This is a genomic window from Bradyrhizobium nivariense, from assembly GCF_029846695.2.
In the GTDB taxonomy this organism is placed as follows: Bacteria; Pseudomonadota; Alphaproteobacteria; order Rhizobiales; family Xanthobacteraceae; genus Bradyrhizobium.
Genome location: NZ_JARWCR020000047.1, coordinates 40,806 through 53,599, shown reverse-complemented (window position 1 = coordinate 53,599; position 12,794 = coordinate 40,806). Strand labels below are relative to the sequence as shown.

The 12,794-nt window shown below is 65.3% G+C and carries 10 protein-coding genes and 1 pseudogene; 2 read left to right on the top strand and 9 right to left on the bottom strand.

The annotated features are described in order from the left end of the window. Positions 1 to 13 precede the first annotated feature (13 nt). On the bottom strand, positions 14 to 1,231 hold the full coding sequence (locus QCM77_RS30330; protein WP_279686051.1) for a DUF1501 domain-containing protein: 1,218 nt from the start codon (positions 1,229 to 1,231) through the stop codon (positions 14 to 16). A gap of 2 nt (positions 1,232 to 1,233) precedes the next feature. Then, positions 1,234 to 2,826, bottom strand: coding sequence for a DUF1800 domain-containing protein (locus QCM77_RS30325; RefSeq protein ID WP_279686050.1), 1,593 nt, complete (start codon positions 2,824 to 2,826; stop codon positions 1,234 to 1,236). A 114-nt stretch (positions 2,827 to 2,940) separates the two neighbouring features. Here QCM77_RS30325 and QCM77_RS30320 point away from each other — a divergent pair, with 114 nt between their 5' ends. Next, a complete protein-coding gene (locus QCM77_RS30320; protein WP_279661415.1) occupies positions 2,941 to 3,138 on the top strand; it encodes a cysteine-rich CWC family protein in 198 nt (65 codons plus the stop codon). Between the two features lie 56 nt (positions 3,139 to 3,194). Here QCM77_RS30320 and QCM77_RS30315 read toward each other — a convergent pair whose 3' ends face one another. The 6 genes from QCM77_RS30315 to QCM77_RS30290 form a co-directional block, all read right to left on the bottom strand. Continuing rightward, positions 3,195 to 3,893 (bottom strand): glutathione S-transferase family protein, encoded by a 699-nt coding sequence (locus QCM77_RS30315; protein WP_279661416.1) that lies wholly within the window; start codon positions 3,891 to 3,893, stop codon positions 3,195 to 3,197. 206 nt (positions 3,894 to 4,099) lie between these two features. After that, a protein-coding gene (locus QCM77_RS30310; protein WP_462676133.1) for an IS630 family transposase occupies positions 4,100 to 5,039 on the bottom strand; the annotation gives its coding sequence in 2 pieces (ribosomal slippage) (positions 4,100 to 4,702 and positions 4,704 to 5,039; 939 coding nt in all). A 169-nt stretch (positions 5,040 to 5,208) separates the two neighbouring features. Beyond that, positions 5,209 to 8,382 carry an efflux RND transporter permease subunit gene (locus tag QCM77_RS30305; RefSeq protein WP_279686049.1) on the bottom strand — a complete coding sequence of 1,058 codons (3,174 nt, stop codon included), beginning with the start codon at positions 8,380 to 8,382 and terminating at the stop codon, positions 5,209 to 5,211. Then, positions 8,379 to 9,767 (bottom strand): efflux RND transporter periplasmic adaptor subunit, encoded by a 1,389-nt coding sequence (locus QCM77_RS30300; protein ID WP_279686048.1) that lies wholly within the window; start codon positions 9,765 to 9,767, stop codon positions 8,379 to 8,381. Before QCM77_RS30300 ends, QCM77_RS30305 begins: the two co-directional genes overlap by 4 nt. A gap of 83 nt (positions 9,768 to 9,850) precedes the next feature. After that, positions 9,851 to 10,243, bottom strand: a complete 393-nt coding sequence (locus QCM77_RS30295) for a FixH family protein (RefSeq protein ID WP_279665098.1) — start codon at positions 10,241 to 10,243, stop codon at positions 9,851 to 9,853. A 101-nt stretch (positions 10,244 to 10,344) separates the two neighbouring features. Then, complete coding sequence (locus tag QCM77_RS30290; protein ID WP_279665097.1) at positions 10,345 to 10,710, bottom strand: hypothetical protein; 366 nt, start codon at positions 10,708 to 10,710, stop codon at positions 10,345 to 10,347. 143 nt (positions 10,711 to 10,853) lie between these two features. On the opposite strand from QCM77_RS30290, the pseudogene QCM77_RS30285 reads away from it, so the two are divergent. After that, positions 10,854 to 11,568 (top strand): annotated as a pseudogene (locus tag QCM77_RS30285) (sulfite exporter TauE/SafE family protein). Positions 11,569 to 11,613: 45 nt separating this feature from the next. Here QCM77_RS30285 and QCM77_RS30280 read toward each other — a convergent pair. Further along, entirely contained in the window at positions 11,614 to 12,792 is a 1,179-nt protein-coding gene (locus QCM77_RS30280; protein ID WP_279686062.1) for an MFS transporter, read from the bottom strand. Positions 12,793 to 12,794: the final 2 nt, after the last annotated feature.

Here is a 12,794-nt window from a genome sequence, read left to right as displayed (position 1 = left end):
GGGCGGGGAGAGGTTAAGCAACCAGCCCCTTCATCGGCCTTGCGCTTGCGCTGTCCGGGAACACCGTCTCCGCCAGCGCGCGATCCGACAGGCCGAACTGTCCCTGCAGCACGCCCTTGATCACGGAGCGCAGATCGGTGGTCGGCTTGAGGTCACGGCCTTCGTAGAGGTTGGCGGGCTTGAGGCCGGGCCAGTCGGAGATGACGCGGCCGCCCTTCACCGCGCCGCCGGCGAGCAGCGCGATCGTTCCCGTGCCGTGGTCGGTGCCGTCGGTGCCGTTGATGCGCGCGGTGCGGCCGAACTCGGTCGCGACCACGACGACGGTGTCGCGCCAGTGATCGCCGAGGCCGCTTTCGAATTCGGCGAGCGCACCGTCCAGACCGCCGAGCAGGAACGCGAGGCGACCGACCGGCCCGCCTTCGTTGGCGTGCGTGTCCCAGCCGTCGAAGGCGAGCGCGGCGATGCGCGGGCCGTCGTCGGCCGCCATCAGTTTTGCGGCGCCGCGCGCGACCTGCCGCATCTGCGCGACCGCGTTGCCCGGCTTCGGCTTCATGTCGTCGCCGCTCGCTGCCTTCTCGAGCTGAAGGGCCTGCGACAAGGCCGACGCCAGCGCGGGATCGCGATGACGGTAGAGATCGACCAGCCGCCTCGCGGTGTCGTCGTCCGCTTGCGCCAGCGCCACCGGCGCCCAGCCGACGGTCGGCGCATTGCCGCGCAGCACCAGCGGCGTGGTGGGCCCGACCGCAAGCCCGCTCGACACGCGCTCGCCGCGCGGCAGCGCTTCCAGCGCACGGTTGAGCCAGCCGGATTGCACGCGCCCCGGGCCGGCGTAGCCGCTTTCGAGCACGTCCTGGCCGTCGAAATGCGAACGGTCGCGATAGGGCGTCGCGACCGCATGGATCACGGCGCCATGCATGTCGCGATACATCCGCGCAAATTCCGGCATCGCCGGATGCAGCGCGAAAAAAGTATCGAGCATGATCGCGGGATGCGCGCCGTCCGCCGCAAGCGCGATCGATCCATGCAGGCCGGCATAATCGGGGTCGCCAACCGGCGCGACGGTCGAGAGCCCATCGAGCGCGCCGCGCAGGATCACGACCATCAGTCGCGGATCGCGGCCATCCGCCGCGCGCGCGAATTTCGGCAAATAGGCCCACGCCGCGAAGGACGCGCCGCCGAGCAGGAGGCCGCGGCGCGAGGTGATGAGGCGGTTCTCGACGCAGTCGATCATCATCATCTCCTTTGCATTTCCGGCGACATCAACAGCAGCGCCAGCGCCTGCTGCCGCGACTCCGCGCGCTCGATGGTCCGCCGCGTTTCGATGGAGGCCGCATCTGCGGCGGCAAATTCCAAGAGGTCGAGCGGGTCGATGTTGTTGCCCAGCCGCGCGCCCATCTGCGCGGCGATGTCAAGCCGAAGCTTGATGCCTTCGGGCGCAGCCCAGGCGGCGCTGGTGTCGGCGAAACCATTAGGGCCGGCCGGCGACCACAGCGGCTGTCCCAGCAGATTGAGATTGTTGAGGTAGCCGCCGGGATCTTCCGGCACGCGCGCCAGCAGCCGGCCACTCGCGACCACGAAATCGTAAGGCGAACGCATCTTGGTCAGCGGCGCCTTCCACGCCTCGTCGGAATCGACCAGTGCCGTTGCAAGCGCCTTGAGATCGCCGTCGGTCTTGATGAAGACATCGCGCAATCGTGCCACCAACGCCGGCGGCGGATCGTCGGCGACGAAATGGCGGACGAATTTGGTGGCGATGAAGTTCGCAGTCGAGGGATGACGGGCAATGTCGGCGAGCGCGGCCTCGCCCTGCGCGAGCCCGGTCGGCTCGTAGGTCTTGCCAAGCAGCATTTGCGGCCCGGGCTGATGCGCATTGGTATTGAACACGAAGGAGCCGGGTGAGCCGAGCTGTCCCTGCCGGCCGGCAAAGGTCCAGCCGGTGATGATGCGCGCGAGCGAGGTGACGTCGTCCTGCGTGTAGCCGCCGCCAACGCCGAGCGTATGCAGCTCCATGATTTCGCGGGCGAGATTTTCGTTCAGCCCGCGCTTGCGGTTCTGGCCCGCGCGCGAGTCCGGCCCGAGCGATTGCTGGTTGTCGAGGAAGAACAGCATCGCCGGGTGCTGCTCGACGGCCCGGAGCATGTCGGCGAAACGCCCGAGCACATGCGGCCTGATCGCCTCGCGCTCGAACGCGCCGGCCCATATCCGCGCCAGCTCGCCTTTGCTGGCGGAGATGCAAAAATGGTTGGACCAGAATACGACCAGACGTTCGGTGAAGCCGCACTCGACCAGCGTCGCGCGCTGCAACCGCGCCAGCGCCTCGGCGCGAAAGGTTTTCTGGATGACGTTGAGCGGCTGCGGCGCGGGTTTTGCGGCGGGGGGCGCAGCGGCGTTGGGCTGCATCGTGTCGGGCTTCGCCATATTGTCGGCCGGCTTGTTGTCAGTCGGCTTGCTGTCAGTCGGCCTGGCCTCGGCCATCCGGCCGGCGATCTCGGTCGCCGCGGTGTTCAGCGAGAGATTGCGGCGCAATCCGGGCTTTTGATCGGACGGCGCCTGCGGCGGCGTCGCCTCAGTCGGCGCGCCGGCTTTGGCGGCGGCCTCGCGCGCCTGCTTGACCTGGTCCTGATAGGCGAACACGGCCTGCCCGAGCTGCGGCGTGGATTGCAGCCCTGGCGCCTCCAGCAGCACGCCGTTGGGGCGGCTCAGCTCCGCCTTGACGAATCCGCGCGGATCCGAGGCCGCGTTGATGAGATCTCCGGACGCCCCGCCGCGGGCACCGAAGCCGAACCGGTTGAGCGCGACGAGGGCGGCTTGCGAATCGCGGGCCATCGATATGTCCTTCGCGCGTTGCCAACCGCTTTCCGAGTCCGTGCGCGAGGCGTAATATACCGCAGCGGGGGATGAACCCGACATGAAAATGACGGCGAAGCTTTTGCGCAAATCATGACAAATCCGCAAGAATTTCCATTGCAGGAACCGCGCCGCCTCGCCTGTTCCCGCTGCGGCGCCGAATTCGGCTGCGATCTCTCAGGCACCTGCTGGTGCGCGGAGGAAACGGCGCGGCTGCCGATGCCGGTCAAGGGCGAGGATTGTTTGTGCCGGGCCTGTTTGCGCGAGGCGGCGGCGAGCGCGGGCAAATAAGTGGCATGACTGCGCATAAGACGCGAGGTCGCGCCACATCGAAGAGAGAGCCTGCCCTATACCGCATGTCCCGGCGATTTTCGCGCCATGCCGTCGAACGCATCGAGCAGCTTTTCCCGCCAGGCATAGACCGGATCATCCGCCTCGAGCAGCTTGAACGGGCTCGTCACGCGCGCCCACTGAAAACCGCCGAACACGATGTAATCGGCATAGTTCGGCGCAGCGCCGCCGATGAAGGGTTGCTTCTTCAGGGTCTGCCGCATCACCTCGAGCGATTTGCGGAACGCGACCACACCGGCATCGCGGCCCGCCATCACCTCTTCCAGACTCTTGCCGCCGAAACGCGCCTCGCGCGACTGGCGGAAATAGGCGGCGTCGACCTCAGCAAGGTTTTTCGGGATGTCGGCGACGATCAGCGGAAAGATGCCGCCGACGATGGCGATGTCGCCCCAGGCATTCAGCATGCGCGCCATGGCGCGGCCGCCCTCGCCGCCGAACAGCGACGGACGGTCCGGAAAATTGTCTTCGAGATAGGTCGCGATCGCCCAGGAATCGACCACCGGCTCGTCGTGATGCAGCAGCACCGGGACCTTCTCCGAGCCGTGCGGCGCAATCGCGCTCTTCTCGGTGAAGCGCCAGGGCAGCGATTGCGCCGCCAGTCCCTTGTGCGCCAGCGCCATCCGAATGCGCCAGCAATACGGGCTGAAGGGGCGTGACGCATCGGTGCCGACGAGTTCGAACAGTTTGAGCGACATGAAAAGGGCCTCCTCATGCTCCGTCATTGCGAGGAGCTCTTGCGACGAAGCAATCCAGACTGCCGCCGCGGAGACATTCTGGATTGCTTCGCTTGCGCTCGCAATGATGTTGTGGAGAGAGGTGTCCGCATCAAACTCCGTTGTCATGCCCCGCGACCCGGCTACGCCAAGGCTTCGCCGGGGTTGAGGTCTAAAGCGTGATGGCATTAGGTTCGATAGCCTGAATTTTTGAGGTAGTTGGCGCATTCCTCGGATGTGAAGGCATCGAGTGCGCGGCCGATTGCGGCGCAGACCGCGTCGACGGTTCGCGCGGCAGCTTTGCGGAGCAGGTGCTTGAGCTTGGCAAAAACCTGTTCGATCGGGTTCAGATCGGGCGAGTATTTTGGCAGGAAGAACAGTTTGGCGCCGACCGAACGGATGAGCTGGCGAACTGCTTTGCTCCTGTGGCTGCCGAGGTTATCCAAGACGACGATATCGCCGGGTCGAAGGACGGGCAGAAGGACCTTCTCGACATAGGTACGGAAGCTCACGCCATCGATCGGTCCCTCGATGAACCATGGCGCATCGATCCGATCATGGCGCAGGGCCGCCAGGAAGGTCATGGTCGTCCAGCGGCCGTGAGGAACCTTGGTGTGAAGCCTGCGCCCGCGCGGCGCCCATCCCCGCAAGGGTGCCATATCGGTCCTGGTCCAGGTCTCGTCGATGAAGACCAGCCGCTCAGCTTCGACGCGACCTTGATACTTTGTCCACTGGGCTCGCCGCCGCGCGACCTCGGGTCGATCGCGTTCGCCAGCCGCCACGCTTTTTTTTGAAGCTGAGCTTCTCGGCATGCACGAAGTCCCACACCGAGTGGTAGTCGACCTTCAGCCCCCGACCGGCAAGCTCGGAAACGAGACCGCGTATGGTGAAATCGCCGTCCTTGATCCGTTGCGACAGCCAGACTGCGTGGTCTCCCGAAACCGCCTTCGGCTTGTGACCACCCATCTGGCCGGGCGCAACGCTGCCGGTCTCATCGACCCGCTTCATCCAGCCGATCGCCGTGCTGATCGCCACCCCAAACTGCTTGGCGGCTCGATTGCGGGACATTCCGCCCTCGATCGCGGCCACAACGCGCTTGCGAAGATCCAGAGAATAAGGCTTGCCCATCCATGCTGGCCTCCGCCCAGCCAGCATGGTGAATCAGAAACAAGCTGATTTGGGAATCCCAAATCGATTCAACCTAACCCCATTCCGCTTTAGCGGGTCGAAGGCAAACCCGCATGCCGTCGCGTTCTTGAGCATGAGTTCCTCTCGATGTTGTCGTCCGAAGTCTGTTTCAAGCTGCCTCGGATACGTCAGGCGGGACGCGGTTCGAGGTTGCACCGGTCTCCTCGCCGTCGCGGGGCAGTCCCCAGCCCTTCACCAGGCCGAAAATCGCCGGGATCACGACGAGCGTCAGCAGCGTGGAGGAGATCATGCCGCCGATCATCGGCACCGCGATACGCTGCATGATCTCGGAGCCGGTCCCGGTGCTCCACATGATCGGCAGCAGCCCCGCCATGATGGCGACTACCGTCATCATCTTGGGCCGGACGCGCTCCACCGCGCCCTCCATGATGGCGTCGTACAGGTCACCGCGGGTCAGCGCCCGCCCCTCGGCGGCACGCCCCGCCGCGATCTCCGACAGCGCCTGGTTGAGATAGATCAGCATGACGACACCCGTCTCGGCCGCCACGCCGGCGAGCGCGATGAAGCCGACGGCGACGGCCACGGACAGGTTGAAGCCCAGCCACCACATCAGCCACAGCCCGCCGACCAGCGCGAACGGCAGCGACAGCATCACGATCATCGTCTCGGTGATGGAGCGGAAGTTCAGATAGAGCAGCAGGAAGATGATCAGCAGCGTCACGGGGACGACGATCTTGAGCCGCGCGGTGGCGCGCTCCAGGTATTCGTACTGGCCGCTCCACATCACGTAGTAGCCGGCCGGAAACTGGATGTTGGCCTGCACGGCGGCTTTCGCGTCGGCGACGTAGCCGCCGAGGTCGCGGTCGCGGATGTCGACGTAGATGTAGGTCGCCAACTGCCCGTTCTCGGTCCGGATCGACGTCGGCCCGCGCGCCAGCGCGACCTTGGCGACCTCGCCGAGCGGCACCGCGCCGCCGGCGGGCATCGGCACCAGCACGTCGTTGGCGATAGCCTGCGGGTTGTCGCGCAAATCGCGCGGGTAGCGCATGTTGACGGTGAAGCGCTGCCTGCCTTCGATCGTCGTGGTGACCGTCTGGCCGCCGAGCGCCGCCGCGATGGTGTCCTGAACGTCCTGGACCATGATCCCGTAGCGCGCCAGCGCGGTCCGGTCGGGCGTGACCTCGAGATAGTACCCGCCGATGCCGCGCTCGGCGTACGCCGAGGAGGTGCCCGGAACGGCTTTGAGGACCTGCTCGACCTGCTTTGCGAGCTTGTCGATCTCGACCAGGTCGGTGCCGATCACCTTGACGCCGATCGGCGTCCGGATCCCCGTGGACAACATGTCGATGCGGGCCTTGATCGGCATGGTCCAGGCGTTCGAGACGCCGGGAAACTGCAGCGCCTTGTCCATTTCGGCGATGAGGCCGTCGATGGTGACGCCGGGGCGCCACTCCTGCTTGGGCTTGAGGTTGACGATCGTCTCGAACATCTCGGAGGGGGCCGGGTCGGTGGCGGTCGCGGCGCGCCCCGCCTTGCCGTAGACCGAGGCGACTTCCGGAAACGAGCGGATGATCCGGTCCTGGGTCTGCATCAGTTCGCCGGCCTTCGTGACCGAGATGCCCGGCAGCGTCGTCGGCATGTAGAGCAGCGTGCCTTCGTTCAGGTTCGGCATGAACTCGGTGCCGAGCTGCCGCGCCGGCCAGATGCTCACCGCCAGCACGGCGACCGCGAGCACGATCACCAGCGTCTTGACACGCATGACACCCTTGATGACCGGTCGGTAGATCCAGATCAGAAAGCGGTTGATCGGATTCCTGTGCTCGGGAACGATCCGCCCGCGCACGAAGATCATCATCAGCGCCGGCACCAATGTCACCGACAGGAGTGCGGCCGCCGCCATTGAGAATGTCTTGGTGAACGCCAGCGGGCTGAACAGGCGCCCCTCCTGCGACTCCAGCGTGAAGATCGGCATAAACGACACGGTGATGATCAGCAGACTGAAGAACAGTGCCGGCCCGACCTCCGCAGCTGCGGCGATCAGGATGTCGATCCGGGATTTTCCGGGCCCGGCTCGTTCGAGGTGCTTATGCGCGTTCTCGATCATGACGATTGCGGCATCCACCATCGCGCCGATCGCGATGGCGATGCCTCCGAGGCTCATGATGTTGGAGCCGAGGCCCAGCAGCTTCATGGCCCCGAACGCCATCAAGACGCCGACGGGCAACATCAGGATGGCGACCAAGGCGCTGCGGACGTGGAGCAGGAAGACGATGCAGACCAGCGCGACGACGACGCTTTCCTCGAACAAAGTATGCTTGAGGGTATCGATGGCCGCGTAGATCAGGTTGGAGCGATCGTAGACCGGGACGATCTCGACCGATTTCGGCAGGCTCGAGGCGATCTCCTGGAAGCGCTTCTTGACGTTCTGGATGACCTCCAGCGCGTTGAGACCGAAGCGCTGCAGCACGATGCCGCTGGCGACCTCGCCTTCGCCGTTCAATTCCGCGATGCCGCGCCGCTCGTCGGGACCGAGTTCGACCCGCGCGACGTCGCGCAGCAGCACGGGCGTGCCGCCAGAGGTCTTCAGGACGACGTTGCCGAGATCGTTGATCGATTTGATGTAGCCTTTGCCGCGGATGACGTACTCGAACTCGGAGAGTTCGACCGTCCGCCCGCCGACGTCGGCGTTGCTGGCGCGGATCGCCTCGCGCATCTTCTGCATGCTGATGCCGAGATCGCGCATCCGCTGCGGATCGAGGATGACGTTGTACTGCTTGACGAAGCCGCCGACGCTGGCCACTTCCGCGACGCCCTCGGCCTTGGCGAGCGCGAACTTCAGATTCCAGTCCTGGATGGTGCGGGTGTCGGCGAGGTTCAGTTCCTTCGACATCACGGCGTACTGGTAGACCCAGCCGACGCCGGTCGCGTCGGGACCGATCGTGGGACTCACGCCGGCCGGCAGGCGCGCGCTGGCACCGTTGAGGAATTCCAGCACGCGCGAGCGCGCCCAGTAGATGTCGGTGCCGTCCTCGAAGATGACGTAGACGAAGGAGACGCCGAAGAACGAGAAGCCGCGGACGACCTTCGACTTCGGCACGGTCAGCATCGCTGTCGTCAGCGGATAGGTGACCTGGTCCTCGATCACCTGCGGGGCCTGGCCGGAATACTCCGTGTAGACGATGACCTGCGTGTCCGAGAGATCGGGGATGGCATCGAGCGGCAAATGCAAAAGCGCGTAAAGCCCTGCCGCGGCCGCGAAGCCGGTCCCGAACAGGACCAGCAGCAGGTTGCGCGCGGACCAGGCGATGAGGCGGGCGATCATTGCTGCGCCCCCTGCGCGAAGCCCTTCAGCGCGGCCTTCAGGTTGCTTTCGGCATCGATCAGGAAATTCGCCGAGACCACCACGGCGTCGCCCTCCGCGAGACCCTGCCGGACCTCCACGAAGCCGCCGCCCCGGTGGCCGAGCTTGACCTCGCGTGGCTCCAGCCGGCCCTCTCCCTTGTCGACGAAAACAGCTTGCCGGCTGCCGGTGTCCATCACGGCGCTCTCGGGCACCGCGAGGACTGCCTCGCCGCTGCCGGTGTCGATGTCGGCGTCGACGTACATGTCATGCAGCAGGATCAGCTCCGGATTTTGCAATTCGATGCGCACGCGCGCGGTCCGGGTCTCCTTGTTGATCTCGGGATAGATCACCTCGACCTTCCCGGTGAACTCCCGTCCGGGGAAGCTCCGCGCCTTTACCGCGACCGGTTGGCCCCTCGCGATCACGCCGAGATCGCGTTCGGCGACATCGATCAGCGCCCACATCACGGAATGATCAGCGATCCGGAACAGGACCCCGCCGGGCTGCACCCGCATGCCGTCGATGGCGTTGCGCTCCAGCACGATCCCATCGCGGGGGGAGGTCCACTCGATCGAGGTCGGGACGGTGCGGCTCTTCTCGATGGCGGCAATGACGCTCTCCGGCACGTCCAGGTTCATCAGGCGCTGCCGGGAGCCGCGCCCGAACTGAACGTCTCCCCCAATGGTCTTCGATGTGATCGTGGCAAGGTACTCGGCCGCGGCCGAGGCAACGGATGGGCTGTAGACCTCCATCAGAGGCTGGCCCTTGACCACATGTGAACCCGTGGTGACGTCGGCGACCTTCAGTATGAAGCTCTCCGACCGCATGGCGATCACGGAAATCCGCCGCTCGTCGAGGGCGATGGTGCCGGGTGCCCTGACGGTGGTCCGGATCACCCGCCTCACGGCGGGCTCCGACTTGACGCCGGTGCGCTGGATCTTGCCGGGCGAAAGCTTCACCGTCCCGTCGTCGGTGTCGTCGCCTTCGTAGACGGGAACATAGTCCATCCCCATCGCGTCCTTCTTCGGCACGGGCGAGGTGTCCGGCAGCCCCATGGGATTGCGGTAGTAGAGAATCTTTCGCGAGGAAGCCGCCTGCATCTTCGGCGTCGCCGGCCCGGCGGCCGCACCATCGTCCTCGAAGACCGGCACATAGTCCCGCCCCCGCTCGTCCTTCTTCGGAGCCGCGGACCAAAGCGGCGCGCCGCCCCGATCGCGATAGTAGAGCGGAGTTCGTTCCGCGGCTGCGGCAGCCGGGGCGAACCCGGCCAGCGCGGACCGGCGCATGCCGTTCGAATACGAGTAGGCGCCCAGGACCAGGCCGCCCCCCAGCGCAAGAGCCGTCAGAAGACGCAGCGTTTTCATGGCGTGTATCCGCGCGCCCGAAGAGCGCGTCCGTATGTATGGAAAAGGAAAATATCGGGCGCCGCCGGGCGGCGCCCGAACGCTCACTGGGTCGCCGTGACGATCACCTTGCCGGTGACCGTCTCCGGTTCGCCCTGTACCTTCGCGGACAGCGTCATCTGGTAGCGGCCGGCCATCGGCAGGTCCGTCTTGAAAGCGTACACGCCCGGCTCCTTCGAAGGCAGCGGGGCAACCGCCGATTCCATCTCGGCCATCCCGTCCGGCGCCATGTCGACGCGGGTCTTGAAGATGACCGCGTCCGACACCGGCCTGCCGGTTTGCTTGTTCGTCAAGCGAACGGCGAGCATGACGTCGCCGCCCTTCTTCATCTGCGGATTGACGGGCTCGAAGGTGTAGTCGCCGGCGCCCGCGATGGCGGCCGACGCGGCAAGCGAAAGGGTCGCGGCAAGAGCCACGGTGCTGACTTTGGAAAGCATTGTCGTGTCCTCATGGATTGATCTCAGCCGTGGCGCCGCGGGCGCGCACGTCAGTCGTCGTCGCGAGCAGGCATGCCGCTCGCGTCTCGGGCTTTGCGAGATCAGGTTCGAGGAGGTCGGAAGGGAGGACTGCCGCCGCGGAAGGAGACGACCTGATCGGCGGGAATGGCCAGCTTGCTCGCCGCTACGGCAAAATACCCGAAAGCGACAGGCCGCACGTCACCGAGCGCGATGATCCCGCCGACGCAACAGAAACCCATCCCGCACTTGTAGGTGCCAGTGTGGGAGCTCGTTCCCTTCAGGTCCGGGCAGCAATCGTCCATCGACATATTGGCGTCGCCACCCATTTGCATGGCCGTTTGCATGTCATCCGGCGACATGGCGAGGTCGGCAGCCGACGCGGCAACCGGCAGCATCGCCAGGGATATGGCGATGGCGAATGCCAGGATGGTACGGACGAACTGCATCGATATTAATCTAGCTCTCGGGCCGGAACACGCCCTCAGTACCATATTCGGGCGCCAAAAACAGTCATTGATCGTGGTCAAGCGTTCGTGACCGAGGCTGCCCGCTAGCTATCCTCTTACCATTCCGCGGGACCCAGACCCGCGTGCCCAGAGCAAGCGGCCTCATAGGTCTCGGTGGCGCCGAATTTCGTCTGCGGTCGTGAAGCTGTGGTCCTCAACAAGGCGACGAGCCTGATCGTGGTGGCGAGCGCACTGCCATTTCGTGCCCGCGCCGTTCCCTTCGTCGAAATATATGTGCATTGGCCGGTCATCCTGAACCTGCTGGCCGGCAGCCTTGTCGGCGCCTACGCAGGGGCATCCTGGGCAACGCGCCTCAAGTCCGAAACGCTGTACAAGGTCATCGCCGCCTTGTTGCTCGTGATCGCTGGCGTACTCCTGTTCGCACACAATACCGCTGGAGCGACCACACCGCCGCTAACGGGCGCGAGCCTGATTGTCGCAGGCATCGCGGCAGGCTTTGCTATCGGCATCGTGGCGTCGCTGCTCGGCGTTGCCGGGGGAGAATTCCTGATTCCTACCCTGATCTTGATGTTCGGCGCGGACGTAAAGCTGGCAGGCAGTCTCTCGCTCGCGGTGAGCCTTCCGACGATGCTCGTGGGATTCGCGCGCTATAGTCGGGATCAGAGTTTTTCAGTACTCCGCGCCAACTGGAAATTCTTGCTGGCAATGGCAATCGGATCCATACTCGGCACATTCATCGGCGGCCTGTTTCTCGGCATCGTCCCGAGTTCGATTCTCCTGCCAGGATTGGCTGCGATCTTGATCATTTCGGCAGTGAAGGTTTGGCAGCACGAGTAGAGCTGCCTCAAGTGTAAAGCTTTCCGGGAAGGAAGCTCTTCGCGCTCACGACAGTTGTTTGTCCGAATGGCCCATCTGCGCCCACAGCAACGCGAGCGGCCCCACCGCGATTCCCGCAGCCAGGACGATGAACGCCAGCAGCCAGCCACTTGCGCTCTGCGGCCCTCCGGCCGCGTCGAGCGCGGCGCCGGTCCCCCAGGCACCCACGGCTGAGAGGCCGAAGCCGACGGTGGAGTGCAAGGCCAGAGTTGCACCACGATGTTCGGACACAGCCGCGGCCGACATGCCGGCGGTCAACGCGCCGGAATCGGCCGGCACGGTCAGGCCGTAGATCATCAGCAACAGCGCGAGCACCCATGCCGGGGCGGTCGCGTTGAGTCCGATGATCAGCGCAACGCAGGCCGATGCGATCATCACGATCGTGATTGCCCGATGGCGCCCGAACTTCAGCGCGGCCTCGTTGCCGAGGATGCTCGCGGGCATCGAGATCACCGCAAAGCAGAAGCTCAACACGATGGGGCTCAACCAGGAGGGCGCGCCCTGATGAGCGACGACGAAGGTCCAGAACCCCACCAGCCAAGTGCGGATGCCGTAGAGCTCGAAGCAATGGGCGCCGTAGCCGAAGATGTATCCGAGCACCTCGCGGTTGGCGAAGACGGGCGTGAAGTTCAAAAGACGTCCCGCCTTCGGCGCTGGCCGCTGCACCTGCACCAGAAGGCACGCGACGACCATTGCGACGGGACCGAAGCCGGTGACAAGGAAGGCGGTCCGCCATCCCCAACGGTCGGCGATCAATTGCGCGACCAGGAACGAGAGGCCGACGCCGAGCGAGAAGCTCGACGTGTACAGCGTGACGGCGCGCGAGGTGTCGCCGGCGGGAAGCCGGTCCGTCAGCGCCTTCAATCCCGGCATGTATGCGCCGGCAAATCCAAGCCCTGCAAGGGACCAGATCGCGGTCGCGGACCAAAACCCTTGCGCGAAGATTCCGAATGCCGCGGTTGCCAGCCCGCTGACGATCGAGCCCCAGAGCAGGACCAGCCGCGCATCGATCCGGTCGGTCAACGCCGTCAGTACGGGCACTGCGAGCATGTAGCCGAAGGCGTAACCGCTCGCCATCAAGCCGCCTTCGGCCGCCGACAGTCCCCACGCCGGCATCAGGTGCTGCGCCAGATTCGCGGACAACGTCACATGCGGCAGCAGGTTGCCGATCTGGCCGATGCACATGA